Raw genomic sequence first — 16,551 nt, 5'->3', positions numbered from 1 at the left:
GCCACGGCCGCGTCAGTGGGCGAGGCGTCCCCGCCGCCAGGCGCCGGTGCGCCGACCGTACCGGGCGAGCCGGGCGAGCGGGCCGCGCCGGCGCGGGGTGGGCGGCAGGCCTCCCGCCCGCTGCCCCGGCAGCCACACGCGCCGGGTCTCGACGGCCCGCAGCTGCCGGTCGATGCGCCGGTCGCGCAGGACTCCGTAGAGGCCGGGGGCGAGCAGCGGGACGGCGAGGGCGAGGACGGCGAGGTAGCTCAGGAACGTGTTCATGTCTCCACTGTCGCCCCGCCCGGACCACCCGGCCAGTGGCAGGACTGTCACCAAAGAACGAATTACTGCCACACTGGCGGCATGCTGACCAATGTGGCGGTGGCGCTCGTCGACGAGGTGGCGCCCTTCGAGTTCGGGATCTTCTGCGAGGTCTTCGGGATCGACCGGAGCGAGCAGGGCCTGCCGGTGTACGACTTCGCCGTGTGCGCGGCCGAGGACGGCCCGCTGACCATGGCCGACGTGGGCTTCGCGATCACTCCGCAGTACGGGTTGGAACACCTGGAGGAGGCGGACCTGATCTGCCTGCCCGCCGACCGGAAGGCGCCCGTGCGCACGTACCCCGAGCCCCTCCTCGACGCCCTGCGGCGGGCCGTGGACCGGGGCGCGCGGGTGCTCAGCGTGTGCAGCGGGGCCTTCGTCCTGGGCGCGGCCGGGCTGCTGGACGGCCGGCGCTGCACCACCCACTGGATGCACGCCCCGGCGCTGACGCGCCGCTTCCCGCGCGCCGTGGTCGACCCGGACGTCCTCTACGTCGACGAGGGGCCGGTGATCACCGCCGCCGGCACCGCTTCGGGCATCGACGCCTGCCTGCACGTGGTGCGCCGGGAGCACGGGGCCGAGGTGGCCAACACCATCGCCCGGCGGATGGTCGTACCGCCCCACCGCGACGGCGGCCAGGCGCAGTTCATCCGGCGGCCGCTGCCGCGCACCTCCTGCGACACGGTCGGCGAGGTCCTCGGCTGGATGGCCCGCCACCTCGCGGAGGAGATCACCGTAGAGCAGCTCGCGGAGCGCGCGCACATGTCACCGCGCACCTTCGCCCGCCGCTTCCAGCAGGAGACGGGCACCACCCCCTACCAGTGGGTGCTGCGCCAACGGGTGCTCCTCGCGCAGGAGCTGCTGGAGTCCTCCGACGAGACCGTCGACGCCATCGCCGGCCGCAGCGGCTTCGGCGGCGCCGCCGCCCTGCGCCACCACTTCCTGCGCACCCTGGGCACCACCCCGAACGCCTTCCGCCGCGCCTTCCGGGGGCCGCGCGCGGTGGCCTGACCCCCGCCGAGCACGCGCGAGGGCCCCGCTCCGGATGCCGGAGCGGGGCCCTCGTACGCGGTACGGGCGGGCGCCCGGATCAGTCGTTGGGGACGATCTCGTAGCGCGGGGTGTTCTCGGCCATCTGGCGCAGGGCGTCCTTGCGGTCGCGCTTCGAGAGGCGGTCGATGTACAGGTAGCCGTACAGGTGGTCGGTCTCGTGCTGGAGGCAGCGCGCGAAGTAGCCGGTGCCGCGGACCTTGATCGGGTTGCCCTGGGCGTCCTGGCCGGTCACCTCGGCATAGTCCGGGCGGGCCAGGGAGGCGTAGGCGGTCGGGACCGACAGGCAGCCCTCGTTCGAGTCGTCCAGCACGCGCGAGCCGGCCGGCTGCTCGACGAGCTTCGGGTTGACGACGACACCGGTGTGGCGCGCGCCCTCGTCGTCCGGGCAGTCGTAGACGAAGACCTTCGCGTCCACGCCGATCTGGTTCGCGGCCAGGCCCACGCCCTCGGCGGTCTTCTGGCTGGCGAACATGTCGTCGATCAGGCGGGCCAGGTCGTCGCCGAACTCGGTGACGTCCTTGCACTCCCGGTGCAGCACCGGGTTGCCGACCACCGTGATCGGGCGGGACGTGCCGCGCTCGCGGTAGGCGAGTTCGCGCGCCTCACAGTCCTCGGTGTCCACGACGTAGCCCTCGTCGTCGACCGGGACAACCTGGTTCTCCTGCTGCGCCATGTCCGCCGTACGCCTTCCTCAAGTCACCGATGTGCCGGTACAGCCTACGGCCCAGCCTCAGCAGACTTCTTCGAGATCCCGCCACTCACGACTGTCGGGGCTGTCCGCGACCCAGCCGTCGAGCAGTCCGCGCACCAGACCGGCGGGCGCCGCGATGCCGCATTCGCGCTCGGGCACCCACAGGGAGCCGGAGCCGGCCGTGCGGTGGCCCAGCGGTCCGGGGTGTCCCGGTTCGCTGTGGTCGTGCGGGTCCTGGCGGTCCTCCTCGCCCTCCCCGCTCGGCATCGCGCTCTCCGAACACGTCCGGCACAGCAGCCGGACCGACGAGGACCAGTCCTCGGCGGCGAAGCCCGCGTCCGAGGCCAGCTGCTCCAGGGCGTCGCGGTCCTCCTCGGTGGCCGCCTCCAGCAGCACCACCCAGGTCGGCACCGGAGAGGGCGCCCACAGCTCGATCTCGTCGAAGACCGGGTACGAGGGGCCGGCCGCGGTGACCCGCTCGCCGTGCGGCACCCCGTCGTGCAGGACGACCTCGCCCCAGCGCCGCCCCGAGGAGGGCAGCGGGATGGACAGGACCTCCATGCGGGCTGGATCCAGCCTGCGGCCCCACACGACCTCGGCCTCGCCCTCGGGCGACAGCCGGACCGCCGCGCTGCCCAGTTCCATGCCCACCGGCTCGCCGGTGCCGGCCGCGCTGTGCGGGTCGCCGGGCACCTTCAGCCCGTACGCCTGCCAGGCCCGTCGGGCCAGCGGCCAGTCCTGGAGCGCGGTCGCGGCGATGCCGACGTTCCACCAGTCGGGGGCGCCCGTCTCGCGGTCCAGCAGGGCCACGGCCCGCAGGCCGGCGGCCCGCGCCTGCTCCCAGTCGTGCCGGAACTTGTGCAAAAGGGCCAGGTTGAACCAGGACTCGGACAACCAGGGTTCCAGATCGGCCGCTCTGGTCAGGAGCGCGCCCGCGTCCTCGTACCGACCGTCGCCGATCAGCGTGAACGCGCGGTCGGTGGCCTGCCGCCACGAGGCGGAGGGCCGATGCCGTACCTTCCCGAAGATCCTCACGATTCCCGCCTGCCGGTCCCACGGTGCAGCCTTGCGGACACCCTCACGGACACTCTTACTGCATCCAACCATGCCCGCTCGGACGGCCGCTCATTACCCATGGGTTACCCCTGGTGGACGGGAACGACTCCGGCACGTCCGCCCCTGGCCAGAACCCTCGCCAGACACTCCACCACCTCCGGCTGGAACTCGTGCCCGGTGCCCAGCCTCAGCCGCTCCAGCGCGGCCAGTGAGCCGGCCGGGTGACGGCCGCCGCCCGCCAGGTCGTCGTACGCGTTGACCGCGCGCACGATCCGGGCGGCGACGGGCTGCTCCCGGTACGGGTCCGCCTGCCGCTCCACGATCACCGCGACCTCCTGCGGCACCCCGGTCTGACGGGCCACCTCCCCGCCCAGCCCGGCGATCCGGCGGGCCAGTGCGGCGGGCAGCTCGGCGGTGGCCCCGTCCGGGACCGGGTCGACGAGGGAGAGCTGGCCGATGTCGTGCATCAGGGCGGCGTACTCCAACACCGTGAGCTCCCGCTCCGTCATCCCCAGCTCCCGGCCGACGGCCCTGCTGAGGGCCGCCACCCGCAGCGCGTGCCCCGGCGGGGTGTACCCGGCGATCTCGGTGGCCCGGGCCAGGGAGGTGATGGTCTGGCGGTAGGTGGTGCGCACGGCGGCGATCCGGTGGAAGGACAGCTGGGTCAACAACAGCGGCACCCCGGACACCGGCAGGGTCCAGGGGCCCGCCACGGCCACGCCCAGGGCCATCACCACCGCGGTGGCGCAGGTCGCCGCGCCGACGCCGAGCCGGGCGCGCAGCTCGTCGCGCAGCAGCGGCCCGTACGGCCAACCGGTGCGGCAGGCGTCCCGGGCGGCGGCGAGCACCGCGTCGCACAGGGCGGTGAGCGCGAGCAGGAACAGCAGGAACAGGACGAGGGACGGACCCTGCCCGAGCCAGCGCTCCAGCCGCCCCGCGTCGTGCAGCGGCCGGAAGCAGACGGCGGCGAAGGCGACGGTGAGGACCCTGCGGGCGAGGAGGTCGACGGCGGGGCCGTGCCCCCGGGCGACCTGCGGGACGATCCCGACGAGCGCGGCGGCGAGGACGACGGCGACGGTCTGGAGCACCCCGTGGTGGGCGGGCTGCCCGGCGTGGTGGCCGAGCAGGGCGTAGGCGAGGGCGCCGGCCGTGCCCAGGGGGGCGGGTCGCCGGTCCTCGGGCCGGCGACCCGGGTCCTCGGCGTCCGGGGTCGACCCCGCGCCGGCGCGGGGGGCCCGCCGGACCAGGTCTCCGAACGCGATCAGGGCTCCGAAGACCAGGGCGGTGCCGGGATCGACGACGCCGTTCCACAGGGTGTGGCCCAGCCCGGCGGCGGCGATCAGGGCCGCCGCCGCGCGCAGGGCCCACAGGGCGCCGCCCCTCACCGCGCGTCCCGCCCGGTCCGCGTCCCGCGCCGGCCGGGCTCGGGCTGCCGGCCGAGGAACCCGCCCGGAGCGGCCGACGGGGGCGACGAAGCTGAGGACGGGGGCGGCGGGGCCGACGGGGGCCGCGCCTCGCCCTCGGGTTCCGGAACCGTTTCTCCGCCCTCCCCGCCCTCCCCGCCGGCGGCGGCGATCACCTGGAGGTCCGCGTCGGAGGTCACCACCGGATGCCAACCGTGCCGCCCGACGGCGTCGACGAGCGCCCGCACCATCGCCGGGTCGAACTGCGCGCCCGCGCACCGTTCCAGCTCCGCCAGCGCGGTGGCCACCGGCCGGGCCCGGCTGTACGAGCGGGTGGAGGTCATCGCGTCGAAGGAGTCGGCCACCGCCACCACCCGCGCCAGGACCGGGATCTGCTCGCCGGTCAGCCCGTAGGGGTAGCCGGAGCCGTCGACCCGCTCGTGGTGGTGCAGGATCGCGGAGCGGGCCTCCCCCAGGAAGCCGATGCCCCGCACGATCTCGTGGCCGTACTCGGGGTGCAGCTCGATGACCCGGCGCTCCTCGGGGGTCAACGGCCCGTCCTTGCGCAGCAGCCGGGTGGGCACGCCGAGCTTGCCCACGTCGTGGAGGATCCCCGCGATGCGGACCACCTCCATGCGGTCGTCCGCCATCCCCAGCTCCCGGGCGATCATCTCGGAGGCCTGTCCGACGCGCTCGCTGTGCCCGCGCGTGTAGCGGTCCTTGATGTCGACGGCCCGGACGAGGGCGCGGATCGTGGCCCGGTGCGCGGCGCGCTCGCGCCGGCAGCGGTCGAAGACCCGGCAGGAGACGTACACGGGCACCAGGACGAGCAGGGCGGCCGGGAGCCCGTAGGGGCTGCGCCACATGACGGCCGCCATCAGCCCCACGAGCCCGTGGACGCAGTACGGGAGCGGGGAGCCCGGCACCGGTGGCCGCCGGGCGCGGACCGCCCGGCGGCCCTCGGCGGCGGCGAGGACGCCGAGGTCGAGGGCGCCGAGCACGAGGCAGAGGACCACGGCCGCCACGAGGGCGGGCAGCAGCGCGTACGGGAACCCGGGCCCGTCCGGGAGCGCGTGGGCCCCACCGGCCGCCCACCCGGCCGCCCAGGCGGCGAGCGCCTGACGGGCCGCGTGCCAGACCCGGCGGACCCGGGCGGGGCGTCGCGACACGCTCTGGGCCAGGCCGCCCGGCACCGCCACCAGCGCGGCGGCCCCCGGCGGCAGCAGGAACACGGCGGCGAACAGGACGGGGAGGAAGGTGCCGCTCCCCGCGGCGGCGGCGCCCGCGGGGCGCGGCCCGAACCGCACGCGTTCGCAGCCGAGGTGGAGCGCGGCGAGCAGGGCCACGTCGGCCCAGGGCGTGGCGGGGTCGACGAGGGCCGGGGCGACACAGGCCGCGGCGGCGAGCACGGCGCCCAGCACGAAGGCGCGCGCCGCCGGCGGAAGTACCCGCATGGCGCCCTCCTCCCCCCGTGCCGCGCACGTGCCGCGTCCGGGCGGCATCGAGAGGGGAGAATAGGTGGGCGCCACGGCGATACGGGGCGGATTTTCGCATTGCACCGTACGGGCGCCCCCGGATTAGCACCTTCGAGTGAACGAAGTGCCTTTCCGGGGGCGGTGTTTCAGGCGGTGACGCCGAGGGTTCGCGCGGCGGTTCAGCCGGTCGCGGGACCCGCCGTGATGTCGTGGTCGGGCACGGCCTGACCCGAACGGATCAGTTCGATCCGGCCCATGACCTTGGAGCGCAGATCGGTCGGCACGTCGTCCGATCCGCAGCAGCGCTTGACCAGCTTCTTCACGGCCTGCTCCAGCCCGTACTTCTCCAGGCAGGGATTGCACTCGCCGAAGTGTGTCTCGAACTTCGTGCAGTCACTGTCGGGCATCTCGTGGTCCAGGAACTCATAGAGATGGTCCAGTACCTCAGCGCACTCCGTCTCGTGCGGCTCTCCGCAGCTCATGAGCCTGAGCCTTTCAGGTCGTTCGACTCTCCCGCGCCGGCGGGGACCAGCCCGCGCTCACGGGCGTAGTCCTCCAACATTCCGCGGAGTTGACGGCGGCCACGGTGCAGTCGCGACATGACCGTACCGATGGGTGTACCCATGATGTCCGCGATCTCCTTGTACGCAAAGCCCTCTACGTCGGCAAGATAGACCGCGATGCGGAACTCCTCCGGAATGGCCTGGAGCGCTTCCTTCACGTCCGAATCGGGCAGGTGGTCGAGCGCCTGCGATTCGGCGGAACGCAAACCGGTCGACATGTGCGACTCGGCGCGCGCCAGCTGCCAGTCCTCGATCTCCTCCGCCGCACTGCGCTGGGGTTCGCGCTGCTTCTTGCGGTAGGAGTTGATGAACGTGTTGGTCAGAATGCGGTAGAGCCACGCCTTGAGATTGGTGCCCTCGCGGAACTGGTGGAAGGACGCGTACGCCTTCGCGTACGTCTCCTGGACCAGGTCCTCGGCGTCGGCCGGGTTGCGCGTCATGCGCAGCGCGGCGGAATACATCTGGTCGAGGTAGCCGAGGGCGTCCCGCTCGAAGCGCGCGTTGCGCTCCGCCGTTGTCTCCTGCGCCTGGCCTTCGTCGGTCCCAGCGACAGGACCCACCTCCTCCGACAGCGTGGCGGCTCCGAAAGCGGATCCGCTCGAATCGGAGAATAGTCGACCATCCCGGCCCTCCGCCGCCCGGAGCGAGCCGCGCTTGGGCCCCGGCAGGACCGTCCATTCCAGGTCAGCGGCCTGCGGACGATTCTGACTGATGACCTGCGTCATGCGCTCCCTCTCCTCCGGCGTCTTTCCGTGCGTATCGACATCCGGCACAACAGGCGGCCCGTGCGCCGCATTCCCGGGCCGCGCGCGGCTTTTCGGATCCGTCAAGTCGGGGATGTCGGCGGGGTGAGCGGGATCACCCGGGCGTATGTCAGGTCGGACCTTTTCGGGCGCGGCCGATCGGGGTCGGCGCGGGGAAAGGGATCTCCCCCGCGGCTATCCGTCGAGCCGGTCGAGCCACTCGGCCACGGCTTCGGTGATCAGCGCGAGGGCCGCGTCCTGGGTGAGGTCCGCCTTCTTCGGGACGGCGAAGCCGTGGTCCGCCCAGGGCACCTCGACGAGCTCGTACGGGTGCTCCCCGGCCGGTCGCGGGAACTCCCCGGGGCCCCCGAACGGGTCCCGCGCGCCCTGGACGACCAGGGCGGGCCGGCCCGCGGCCGACAGCTCCTGCGCCCGCGACCTCTCGGGCCGCCCCGGCGGGTGCAGCGGGAAGGCCAGCGCGAGCACGGCGGCGGCGTGGAGCCCGGCGGCGGTGCGGCAGGCCACCCGGGCCCCGGCGCTGCGTCCGCCGGCCACGACGGGCCGGCCGGGGCGCTCCAGGGCCGGCCACAGCGCCCGCCAGCCCTCGTCCAGCACCTTGGGGGCGGCGGCCACCTTCTTGCCGGCGACCCGCCAGGGCTGCTCGACGAGGGCCACGGTGGTGCCCCGGGCGGGCAGGGCCGCGGCGAGCGCGACCAGGTCCCGGGCCTCGATGCCGCCTCCGGCGCCGTGGCCCAGGGCGAGGACGCGGCGCGGCTCGGCGGCCTCGTGCCAGGTGATCCGGGCCTCCCCGGCGGGGGTGGCGACGCGCTCGGTACGGGTGCTCATGGCCCCCATCCTGCCCGGACGGCCCGCCGGTCCCCGGGGCGACCCGCGCGGGCACCGCCGGACACCGCCGGGGGCCGGCCCGGCGCGGGTCGGACCGGCCCCGACGCGGGTCGGACCGGAGGCGCGGGTCGGACCGGATGCGGGCCCCGGGTCAAAAGCGCGGGCCCCGGGTCAGAAGAGCGTGCCCTCCTCCGGCGCGGGCAGCTCGCCCAGCAGCTCCGCCCCGTTGTTGCGCACGTTGCTCACGGCCGTGGACACCGCGTAGGCCCGCATCAGCCCGCCGGGCGGCGGGGCCAGCAGGGCCCGCAGCCCGTGCTCGTCCGTCCGCGCGGGGTCCAGCCAGGCGTCCCAGCGGTCCGGGGTCAGCATGAGGGGCATCCGGGGGTGGATCTCGGCGAGCGAGCGCGGCCCCTCCTCGGGGGCCACGCCGAGCGGCCCGGTCTCCGCCTCGGCGGTGATCACCGAGCAGGTCGCCCACCAGGCGTCGGGGTGTTCGTCGGGCAGGGTCCGGTCGCGCCAGAACTCGTAGAGGCCCGCCATGGCGAAGACGGAGCCGTCGGAGGGCAGCACGAAGTAGGGCTGTTTGCGGGCCCGCTTCTTCTTCCCCTCGACCTCCAGCTGCCGCTCGTCGTGGGCGGTGACCCACTCGTAGTACCCGTCGGCGGGCACGATGCAGCGGCGCTGGGCGAAGGGGCGGCGGAAGGACGGCTTCTCGTGCAGGGTCTCGGACCGCGCGTTGATCATCCGGGCCGCGCCCTCGGGGTTCTTGGCCCAGGACGGCACCAGTCCCCACCTCAGGGTCCGCAACTGGCGAACCGGACGCGGGTCCGCCGCGTCCTTCAGGGGACGGTCGAGGACGACGTGGACCCGCTTGGTCGGGGCCACGTTCCAGTCGGGGGCCAGGGTCTCCCGCGGCTCCCACCGCTCGATCCCGAATATCCCGGCCAGCTCCTCGGGCGCACGACTCGCCGCAAACCTTCCGCACATGGCTGACACACTGCCATGGCACCCGCCCACCACCGCAAGGAGTCCGCCACTCCATGGACAGCACGACGACGGCCGGCCTCTGGGACCGGCTGACCGGCATACAGCCCGAGGTCCCCTGGTGGCTGGTGGTCGCGACGGGCCTGGCCGCGCTGGTCGCCGTCGCGCCCCGGCCGCTGTGGCGGCTCTCGCGCAACGCGATCACCATCGCGCACGAGGGCGGCCACGGACTGCTGGCCCTGCTGACCGGTCGCCGGCTCGACGGGATCCGGCTGCACTCGGACACCAGCGGGGTCACCGTCAGCCGGGGCAAGCCGACCGGCATCGGGATGGTGCTGACCGCCGCCGCCGGGTACACCGCGCCCTCGCTGCTGGGCCTGGGCGGCGCCGCGCTGCTGTCGGCGCACCGGATCACGCTCCTGCTGTGGGCGGCGACGGCCCTGCTGGCGGCGATGCTGGTGATGATCCGCAACGCCTACGGGGTGCTGACGGTGGTGCTCACCGGCGCCGCGTTCGTCCTCGTGTCCTGGCTGGCGCCGTCCGAGGTGCAGGCGCTCTTCGCGTACGCGGTGGTCTGGTTCCTGCTGCTCGGTGGAGTGCGGCCGGTGTTCGAGCTCCAGGCCAAGCGGAGGCACGGTGGAGCACCGGACTCCGACGCCGACCAGCTCGGGCGGCTCACGCACGTGCACCCCGTCGCCTGGCTGCTGCTCTTCCACGCGGTGGCGCTGTGCTCGCTGATCGGCGGCGGGCGCTGGCTGCTCGCCCTCTGAGACGGGGCCCTCGCTCACAATCCGTGGCCAGGGGAAGCCACTAAAGTAGGGGCCATGACCGAGACCCCCGCGCTCCACGCCCTCTGGCCCGCCCCCCTCGCGGACGGGGCCGTCCACGCCACCGTCACCGTGCCGGGCTCCAAATCGGTCACCAACCGAGCCCTCGTGCTGGCCGCCCTCGCGTCCGAGCCGGGCTGGGTGCGCCGCCCGCTGCGCTCGCGCGACTCCCAGCTGATGTCGGACGCGCTGCGCGCCCTGGGCGTCGGCATCGAGGAGACCGTCTCCTCCAGCTCCACCGAGGGCGACAGCGGCGAGGCCTGGCGGATCATCCCGGCGGCCCTGCACGGCCCGGCCACCGTCGACGTCGGCAACGCGGGCACGGTCATGCGCTTCCTGCCGCCCGTCGCGACCCTCGCGGACGGCGACATCCGTTTCGACGGCGACCCGCGCTCCTACGAGCGCCCCCTCGGCCAGGTCATCAGCGCCCTGCGCACCCTCGGCGCCCGGATCGACGACGACGGCCGGGGCGCGCTCCCGCTGACCGTCCAGGGCGGCGGGGCCCTGGAGGGCGGCACGGTCGAGATCGACGCCTCCAACTCCTCCCAGTTCGTCTCGGCGCTGCTGCTGTCCGCTCCGCGCTTCAACCAGGGCGTGGAGGTGCGCCACACCGGCGCGACCCTGCCCTCGATGCCGCACATCCGGATGACGGTGGAGATGCTGCGGGCCGCGGGCGCCCAGGTCGACACCCCCGAGGCCGGGGGCGAGAAGAACGTGTGGCGGGTCGCGCCCGGCGCGCTGCTCGGCCGCGACATGATCGTGGAGCCGGACCTGTCCAACGCCCAGCCGTTCCTGGCCGCCGCCATGGTCACCGGCGGCACGGTGACCATCCGCGACTGGCCGCGCCGCACCACCCAGCCCGGTGACGCGCTGCGCCGGATCTTCACGGAGATGGGCGGCTCCTGCGAGCTGACCGACGACGGCCTGGTCTTCACCGGCACCGGCAAGATCCACGGCATCGACGTGGACCTGAGCGAGGTCGGCGAGCTGACCCCGGGCATCGCGGCGGTCGCGGCCCTGGCCGACTCGGAGTCGGTCCTGCGCGGCGTCGCGCACCTGCGGCTGCACGAGACGGACCGGCTGGCGGCCCTGACGGCGGAGATCAACGGCCTCGGCGGCGACGTCACCGAGACCGCCGACGGCCTGCGCATCCGTCCGCGCCCGCTGCACGGCGGCGTCTTCCACACCTACGACGACCACCGGATGGCGACCGCCGGCGCGGTCATCGGCCTCGCGGTGAAGGGCGTGGAGATCGAGAACGTGGCGACGACCGCGAAGACCCTGCCGGACTTCCCGAAGATGTGGGCCGACATGCTCGGCCAAGCTCCGCGGGGAGCGGGAGCGTAGGGCCCCGTCATGCGCAGGTACGGCAAGCACACCGATGAGGACGACATCCGCCAGCGGCCCAACCCCAAGGGCAACCGGCCGCGGACCAGCATCCGGCCCAAGCACGAGGACGCGGCCGAGGGCTTCGTCCTGACCGTCGACCGCGGGCGGCTGACCTGCCTGGTCGGAGACCGCTCGATCACCGCGATGAAGGCCCGGGAGCTGGGCCGCAAGGCGGCGGTGGTCGGCGACCGGGTCTGGATCGTCGGTGACCTGTCCGGCAAGAAGGACACCCTCGCCCGCATCGTGCGGATCGAGGAGCGCAAGTCCGTCCTGCGGCGCACGGCGGACGACGACGACCCCTACGAGCGGGTGGTCGTCGCCAACGCCGACCAGTTGGCGATCGTCACGGCGCTGGCCGACCCGGAGCCGCGGCCCCGGATGATCGACCGGTGTCTGGTGGCGGCGTACGACGCGGGGCTGGAGCCCCTGTTGGTGCTGACCAAGTCCGACCTGACCTCCGCGGACAAGATCCTGGAGATCTACGCGACGCTGGGCGTGAACTACGTCGTCACCAACCGCGAGGAGCTGGCGACGGGGGACGCGGCCGACCGGGTGCGCGAGCGCCTCGACGGCCGGATCACCGCCTTCGTCGGCCATTCCGGCGTCGGCAAGACCACGCTGGTGAACTCGCTGGTCGCCGAGGGGCGCCAGCGGGCCACCGGCCACGTCAACGCCGTCACCGGGCGCGGCCGGCACACCACCACCTCGGCGCTCGCGCTGCCGTTGCCCTCGGGTGACGGGTGGGTCATCGACACCCCGGGCGTGCGGTCCTTCGGGCTGCACCACGTGGATCCCTCCCGGGTGATCCTGGCCTTCCCCGACCTGGTGGAGGGTACGGAGGGCTGCCCGCGGGCATGCGGTCACGACGAGCCGGACTGCGCGCTCGACCGGTGGGTGGAGGAGGGTCACGCGGACCCGGCGCGGCTGGATTCGCTGCGGCGACTGCTGCGGACCCGGGAGCGTCGCGAGGGCGACTGATCGCACGGCGGGGTTTGCAGGACGCCATGTCTGGTAAATGCATCATCGCATCGAGTGACGAGACGTCACGTGACGCGGGGAGGTCTTCGACATGGCGTGGCTGCTGGTCGTGGTCGCGGGACTGCTCGAAACCGGTTTCGCGGTCTGCCTGAAGCTGTCCCACGGCTTCACCCGGCTGTGGCCGACGATCGCCTTCGCCTGCTTCGCCCTCGGCAGCTTCGGTCTGCTGACCCTGGCGCTGAAGAAGCTCGACGTGGGGCCCGCCTACGCGGTGTGGACGGGCATCGGCGCGGCCGGCACCGCGATCTACGGCATGGTCTTCCTGGGCGACCTCGTCTCCACCCTGAAACTCGTCTCGATCTCGCTGGTGATCCTCGGGGTCATCGGCCTCCAGCTGTCGGGTTCGGCGCACTGAGGTCCGCGCCCCCCGGCGCGCCGGCGAGCAGCCGCAGCAGTTCGTCCCGGCCCGTCTCCTCCCCCGGGGCGACGACGTAGGACAGCGCGAGGCGGACGGCCAGCTCGCCCCGCCAGTGCGCCTGCGCGGAGGGCACCGCCGCGGCCCGGTCGCGTACGGCGCGGACCAACTCCCCCGGCCCCAGCGGTCGGCGCCCGCCGGGCGGGGGCGGCGTGGGCAGGGTCGGGCCCCAGGATCCGGTGAGCAGGGCCCGTACGAGGGGCCGCGCGCGGGCCGCCCGTACGGTCCACTCCGCGAGCGCGACGAAGGGTTCGGCGCCGGGGTCCCCTCCCGGGGGCGCCGCCGCGCCCGCACCGGTCTGCCCGGCCGGGGCCAGCGCGCTGTCCACCCCGGCGAGGTAGCGGTCGGCGGCCCGGCGGACCAGGGCGTGGCCGAGGCCCTCCTTGCCGCCGAACTCGTTGTAGAGGCTCTGGCGCGACACCCCGGCGGCGGCCGCGACCTCGACCATCCGCACGGACGGCCAGGGCCGCGCGGACAGCGCCGCCTCGGCGGCTCGCAGCAGGGATTCCCGGGCCGTGGCCATGCGTCGCCTCCCCCGTTCGGCTCCTCAGCCAGAGTTGACGGGGCGACAGATCCTGTCAAGGGCGCCCTCCGGCCGGCCGCCGGCCGCACTGTGGACCTCGTTCGCCGGGCGCCGGGAGTCTGGATACTGTTCGGGCATGCCCGAGTATGACGATGACCTCCGCCTCGCCCTCGAACTCGCCGACGCGGCGGACGCCACCACGATGGAGCGCTTCCGCGCCCTCGACCTGCGGGTCGAGACGAAGCCGGACATGACGCCGGTCAGCGAGGCGGACCAGGCCGCCGAGGAGGTCGTCCGGGCCGGGATCCTGGCCGCGCGCCCCTCGGACGCCATCCTGGGCGAGGAGTACGGCCTCAAGGGCGACGGTCCGCGCCGCTGGGTCGTCGACCCGATCGACGGCACGAAGAACTACGTGCGCGGCGTTCCCGTCTGGGCGACGCTGATCTCCCTCATGACCGAGGGCGAGGACGGCGTGTTCCGTCCGGTCGTCGGCGTGGTCTCGGCCCCGGCACTGGGCCGCCGCTGGTGGGCCTCGCAGGGCGGGGGCGCCTTCTCGGGCGGTGCGCTGGGCGCCACCACCCCCCTCGGCGTCTCCAAGGTCTCCACGCTGGCCGACGCCTCCTTCGCCTACTCCTCGCTGACCGGCTGGGAGGAGCAGGGCCGCCTGCCCGGCTTCCTGGACCTGACGCGCGCCTGCTGGCGCAGCCGGGGCTACGGCGACTTCTGGCCGTACATGCTGGTGGCGGAGGGTTCGTTGGACCTGTGCGCCGAGCCGGAGCTGAACCTGTGGGACATGGCGGCCATCGCGGTCGTGGTCCAGGAGGCGGGCGGCTGGTTCACCGACCTCGACGGGACGGACGGGGTCCACGGCGGCAACGCCGCCGCCTCCAACGGCCTGCTGCACGAGGAGATGCTGGGCCTGCTCCGCCCGCGCGCCTGACGGCCGCCCCGAAGCGCCGCCCCGACGCGTCCGCCTCGAAGCGTCCGCCCCGTCCACGTGCCCGACGCCCCGCGCGTGCGGGCACGTGCCCGGCCGTGCCGGAGCGTGCCCACCCGTGCGAGCGCGCCCCTCGCACGCCTCCTTGCTGACCCTCCGTGCCCGTGGGAGTCTGAAAGTCCCCCGGCTTGTGCGTTTGTGAAGCGTTTCTCTAGGGACACTCCACCGCCGCACCCACCCAAGCCGGAGGAATCACCCAGGAGGTGGCTCTCTTCATGCTCGTCCGTGACGCCATGAGCACCGTGATCCTCACCCTCGGACCCGCCCACACCCTGCGACAGGCGGCAAGCCTGATGTCCGGCCGGCGCGTCGGCGCGGCCGTCGTCCTCGACCCCGACCACAGCGGCGTCGGGATCCTGACCGAGCGCGACATCCTCAACTCGATCGGCGCGGGCCACGACCCCGACCGGGAGGCCGTGGGCGCGCACACCACCAACAACGTCGTCTTCTGCACCCCGGACGCCACGCTCCAGGAAGCCGCCGAGGCGATGGCGAACGGCGGCTTCCGCCACCTGATCGTGCTGGACGGCGGCGGCCCCGTGGGCATCGTCTCCGTCCGGGACGTGATCCGCTGTTGGGTCAGGGCGCGACACGGCGCCGTGGCCGCGTGAAAAACGGCGGGCCGGAACCCTCCGAGGAGGATTCCGGCCCGCCGTCCGCTACGACAAGCGGTCCGACTAGCCGCGAAGGGCCTGGACCGCGGCTTCCAGCCGCTTGCCGAAGTCTCCGTCGGCCTGACGGAAGTTGTTGATCGCCCGCTCGGCGAGGTCGTCACGGGAGACCTTGGCTATGAAGCCGGACAGGTTCTCGATCAGACGGGACTTCTCGTCCTCGGACATCAGGCGGTAGAGGTTGCCCGCCTGGACGAAGTCGCTGTCCTCGGAGTGGACGGCCGCGGCGTGGTTGCCGGTGCCACCGGTGACGGGGACCGACTGCCACAGCGGACGGTCCGTCTGGGACGGGCCGCCGAAGCTGTTCGGCTCGTAGTTCTTCGCGCCCTTGTGGCGGCCGTCGTAGAGGAAGCCGTCACGGGAGTTGGTGCGCGCCTCGGTGGCGTGCGGGCGGTTCACCGGCAGGTGGTCGGCGTTGATGCCGACGCGGTAGCGGTGGGCGTCGCCGTAGGCGAAGAGGCGGCCCTGGAGCATCTTGTCCGGGGAGGGACCGATGCCGGGGACGAAGTGCGCCGGGCTGAAGATGCTCTGCTCGACCTCGGCGAAGACGTTCTCCGGGTTGCGGTTGAGCTCCAGCTTGCCGATCTCGATCGGCGGGTAGTCCTCGTGCGGCCACACCTTGGTGAGGTCGAACGGGTTGAAACGGTACTCGGCCGCCTCGGCCGCGGGCATGATCTGGACCTGCACGGTCCAGGTCGGGAACTCGCCGCGCTCGATCGACTCGCGCAGGTCGCGCTGGTGGGAGTCGGGGTCCTCACCGGCGAGGAGGTTGGCCTCGGCCTGGGTGAGGTTCTTGATGCCCTGGTCGGTCTTGAAGTGGTACTTGACCCAGAAGACCTCGCCGGCCTCGTTGTTCCACTGGAACGTGTGCGAGCCGTAGCCGTTCATGTGGCGGTAGGACGCCGGTATGCCGCGGTCGCCGAACAGCCAGGTCACCTGGTGGGTGGACTCGGGCGACAGACCCCAGAAGTCCCAGACGTTGTCCGCCTCCTGCGAGCCGGTGTACGGGTCGCGCTTCTGGGTGTGGATGAAGTCGGGGAACTTGATGGCGTCCTTGATGAAGAACACCGGGGTGTTGTTGCCGACGAGGTCGTAGTTGCCCTCTTCGGTGTAGAACTTCAGCGCCCAGCCGCGGGGGTCGCGCACCGCGTCGGCCGCGCCGAGGTTGCCCGCGACGGTGGAGAAGCGCAGGAACGTCTCGGTCTGCTTGCCGACCTCGGAGAGGAACTTGGCCCGGGTCCACTGCGAGACGTCACGGGTCAGGGTGAAGGTGCCGTAGGCGCCGGCGCCGCGGGCGTGGACCACGCGCTCCGGGATGCGCTCGCGGTTGAAGTGGGCGAGCTTCTCCAGCAGGAGCTGGTCCTGGACCAGCACGGGCCCGCCGACGCCGGCCGTCTCGCTGTTCTGGTTGTCGGCGACCGGAGCCCCGGCCTCCGTGGTGAGCGGTCCCTGCGTCACGTGCGCCTCCTGCGTCATTCCTGCAAGTCCTGTCCTTGGTGTTTGCCGTAACCGATCCTACGATGGACTTTGTCTAAGTCAAGTAAGCATCCAAGTCCACATCGGTTCGGGATCTG

The 16,551-nt window shown here is 73.4% G+C and carries 18 protein-coding genes; 7 read left to right on the top strand and 11 right to left on the bottom strand.

Annotation, left to right across the window (positions count from 1 at the left end):
• Positions 1–12: 12 nt before the first annotated feature.
• Positions 13–264, bottom strand: a complete 252-nt coding sequence (locus AB0D01_RS02965) for a hypothetical protein (RefSeq protein WP_363053210.1) — start codon at positions 262–264, stop codon at positions 13–15.
• Between the two features lie 81 nt (positions 265–345).
• Between AB0D01_RS02965 and AB0D01_RS02960 the strand changes: the two genes are divergently transcribed.
• Positions 346–1,314, top strand: a complete 969-nt coding sequence (locus AB0D01_RS02960; RefSeq protein WP_363053209.1) for a helix-turn-helix domain-containing protein — start codon at positions 346–348, stop codon at positions 1,312–1,314.
• Positions 1,315–1,393: 79 nt separating this feature from the next.
• Here the strand turns inward: AB0D01_RS02960 and def are convergent, their stop codons facing one another.
• From def to AB0D01_RS02920, 8 genes are all read right to left on the bottom strand, one after another.
• A complete protein-coding gene (def, locus tag AB0D01_RS02955) occupies positions 1,394–2,029 on the bottom strand; it encodes a peptide deformylase (RefSeq protein ID WP_363053208.1) in 636 nt (211 codons plus the stop codon).
• A gap of 57 nt (positions 2,030–2,086) precedes the next feature.
• Positions 2,087–3,082: a hypothetical protein gene (locus tag AB0D01_RS02950; RefSeq protein WP_363053207.1), complete on the bottom strand. Its 996-nt coding sequence runs from the start codon at positions 3,080–3,082 to the stop codon at positions 2,087–2,089.
• Positions 3,083–3,186: 104 nt separating this feature from the next.
• Positions 3,187–4,488, bottom strand: coding sequence for an HD domain-containing protein (locus AB0D01_RS02945; RefSeq protein WP_363053206.1), 1,302 nt, complete (start codon positions 4,486–4,488; stop codon positions 3,187–3,189).
• Positions 4,485–5,960 carry an HD-GYP domain-containing protein gene (locus tag AB0D01_RS02940; RefSeq protein WP_363053205.1) on the bottom strand — a complete coding sequence of 492 codons (1,476 nt, stop codon included), beginning with the start codon at positions 5,958–5,960 and terminating at the stop codon, positions 4,485–4,487. Before AB0D01_RS02940 ends, AB0D01_RS02945 begins: the two co-directional genes overlap by 4 nt.
• A gap of 200 nt (positions 5,961–6,160) precedes the next feature.
• A complete protein-coding gene (gene rsrA / locus AB0D01_RS02935; RefSeq protein WP_363053204.1) occupies positions 6,161–6,463 on the bottom strand; it encodes a mycothiol system anti-sigma-R factor in 303 nt (100 codons plus the stop codon).
• Positions 6,460–7,104: a sigma-70 family RNA polymerase sigma factor gene (locus AB0D01_RS02930; RefSeq protein ID WP_007266438.1), complete on the bottom strand. Its 645-nt coding sequence runs from the start codon at positions 7,102–7,104 to the stop codon at positions 6,460–6,462. The genes rsrA and AB0D01_RS02930 overlap by 4 nt, the downstream gene beginning before the upstream one ends.
• A gap of 378 nt (positions 7,105–7,482) precedes the next feature.
• Positions 7,483–8,133 carry an alpha/beta family hydrolase gene (locus AB0D01_RS02925; protein ID WP_363053203.1) on the bottom strand — a complete coding sequence of 217 codons (651 nt, stop codon included), beginning with the start codon at positions 8,131–8,133 and terminating at the stop codon, positions 7,483–7,485.
• A 171-nt stretch (positions 8,134–8,304) separates the two neighbouring features.
• On the bottom strand, positions 8,305–9,120 hold the full coding sequence (locus AB0D01_RS02920; protein WP_363053202.1) for an SOS response-associated peptidase: 816 nt from the start codon (positions 9,118–9,120) through the stop codon (positions 8,305–8,307).
• Positions 9,121–9,173: 53 nt separating this feature from the next.
• Between AB0D01_RS02920 and AB0D01_RS02915 the strand changes: the two genes are divergently transcribed.
• The 4 genes from AB0D01_RS02915 to AB0D01_RS02900 all read left to right on the top strand — a co-directional run bounded on the left by AB0D01_RS02915 (position 9,174) and on the right by AB0D01_RS02900 (position 12,726).
• Entirely contained in the window at positions 9,174–9,887 is a 714-nt protein-coding gene (locus AB0D01_RS02915; protein ID WP_363053201.1) for a M50 family metallopeptidase, read from the top strand.
• Positions 9,888–9,941: 54 nt separating this feature from the next.
• Positions 9,942–11,291 (top strand): 3-phosphoshikimate 1-carboxyvinyltransferase, encoded by a 1,350-nt coding sequence (aroA, locus tag AB0D01_RS02910; RefSeq protein WP_363053200.1) that lies wholly within the window; start codon positions 9,942–9,944, stop codon positions 11,289–11,291.
• Positions 11,292–11,300: 9 nt separating this feature from the next.
• Positions 11,301–12,311 (top strand): ribosome small subunit-dependent GTPase A, encoded by a 1,011-nt coding sequence (gene rsgA / locus AB0D01_RS02905; RefSeq protein ID WP_363053199.1) that lies wholly within the window; start codon positions 11,301–11,303, stop codon positions 12,309–12,311.
• 91 nt (positions 12,312–12,402) lie between these two features.
• A complete protein-coding gene (locus AB0D01_RS02900; protein ID WP_329099136.1) occupies positions 12,403–12,726 on the top strand; it encodes a multidrug efflux SMR transporter in 324 nt (107 codons plus the stop codon).
• Here the strand turns inward: AB0D01_RS02900 and AB0D01_RS02895 are convergent.
• Positions 12,692–13,309, bottom strand: a complete 618-nt coding sequence (locus AB0D01_RS02895; protein WP_363053198.1) for a helix-turn-helix domain-containing protein — start codon at positions 13,307–13,309, stop codon at positions 12,692–12,694. The two genes, AB0D01_RS02900 and AB0D01_RS02895, sit on opposite strands and share 35 nt — an antisense overlap.
• A 136-nt stretch (positions 13,310–13,445) precedes the next feature.
• Between AB0D01_RS02895 and hisN the strand changes: the two genes are divergently transcribed.
• Together hisN and AB0D01_RS02885 are read left to right on the top strand one after the other, a co-directional pair.
• Positions 13,446–14,249 (top strand): histidinol-phosphatase, encoded by an 804-nt coding sequence (gene hisN, locus AB0D01_RS02890; protein WP_363053197.1) that lies wholly within the window; start codon positions 13,446–13,448, stop codon positions 14,247–14,249.
• A 272-nt stretch (positions 14,250–14,521) separates the two neighbouring features.
• Positions 14,522–14,917, top strand: a complete 396-nt coding sequence (locus AB0D01_RS02885) for a CBS domain-containing protein (protein WP_363053423.1) — start codon at positions 14,522–14,524, stop codon at positions 14,915–14,917.
• 66 nt (positions 14,918–14,983) lie between these two features.
• On the opposite strand, the gene AB0D01_RS02880 is transcribed toward AB0D01_RS02885, so the two are convergent.
• The gene (locus AB0D01_RS02880; protein WP_363053196.1) at positions 14,984–16,453 is read right to left on the bottom strand and encodes a catalase; all 1,470 of its coding nucleotides are present in this window, start codon (positions 16,451–16,453) and stop codon (positions 14,984–14,986) included.
• Between the last annotated feature and the right edge of the window lie 98 nt (positions 16,454–16,551).

This window comes from Streptomyces sp. NPDC048606 (assembly GCF_040650855.1).
GTDB lineage: Bacteria > Actinomycetota > Actinomycetes > Streptomycetales > Streptomycetaceae > Streptomyces.
This window is presented reverse-complemented; position numbering and strand designations above follow the sequence as displayed.

Coding starts and splice junctions, on each gene's coding strand:
- AB0D01_RS02965 (WP_363053210.1), bottom strand. CDS start 264: ATGAACACGTTCCTGAGCTACCTCGCCGTCCTCGCCCTCGCCGTCCCG.
- AB0D01_RS02960 (WP_363053209.1), top strand. CDS start 346: ATGCTGACCAATGTGGCGGTGGCGCTCGTCGACGAGGTGGCGCCCTTC.
- def (WP_363053208.1), bottom strand. CDS start 2,029: ATGGCGCAGCAGGAGAACCAGGTTGTCCCGGTCGACGACGAGGGCTAC.
- AB0D01_RS02940 (WP_363053205.1), bottom strand. CDS start 5,960: ATGCGGGTACTTCCGCCGGCGGCGCGCGCCTTCGTGCTGGGCGCCGTG.
- rsrA (WP_363053204.1), bottom strand. CDS start 6,463: ATGAGCTGCGGAGAGCCGCACGAGACGGAGTGCGCTGAGGTACTGGAC.
- AB0D01_RS02925 (WP_363053203.1), bottom strand. CDS start 8,133: ATGAGCACCCGTACCGAGCGCGTCGCCACCCCCGCCGGGGAGGCCCGG.
- AB0D01_RS02920 (WP_363053202.1), bottom strand. CDS start 9,120: ATGTGCGGAAGGTTTGCGGCGAGTCGTGCGCCCGAGGAGCTGGCCGGG.
- AB0D01_RS02915 (WP_363053201.1), top strand. CDS start 9,174: ATGGACAGCACGACGACGGCCGGCCTCTGGGACCGGCTGACCGGCATA.
- aroA (WP_363053200.1), top strand. CDS start 9,942: ATGACCGAGACCCCCGCGCTCCACGCCCTCTGGCCCGCCCCCCTCGCG.
- rsgA (WP_363053199.1), top strand. CDS start 11,301: ATGCGCAGGTACGGCAAGCACACCGATGAGGACGACATCCGCCAGCGG.
- AB0D01_RS02900 (WP_329099136.1), top strand. CDS start 12,403: ATGGCGTGGCTGCTGGTCGTGGTCGCGGGACTGCTCGAAACCGGTTTC.
- AB0D01_RS02895 (WP_363053198.1), bottom strand. CDS start 13,309: ATGGCCACGGCCCGGGAATCCCTGCTGCGAGCCGCCGAGGCGGCGCTG.
- hisN (WP_363053197.1), top strand. CDS start 13,446: ATGCCCGAGTATGACGATGACCTCCGCCTCGCCCTCGAACTCGCCGAC.
- AB0D01_RS02885 (WP_363053423.1), top strand. CDS start 14,522: ATGCTCGTCCGTGACGCCATGAGCACCGTGATCCTCACCCTCGGACCC.
- AB0D01_RS02880 (WP_363053196.1), bottom strand. CDS start 16,453: ATGACGCAGGAGGCGCACGTGACGCAGGGACCGCTCACCACGGAGGCC.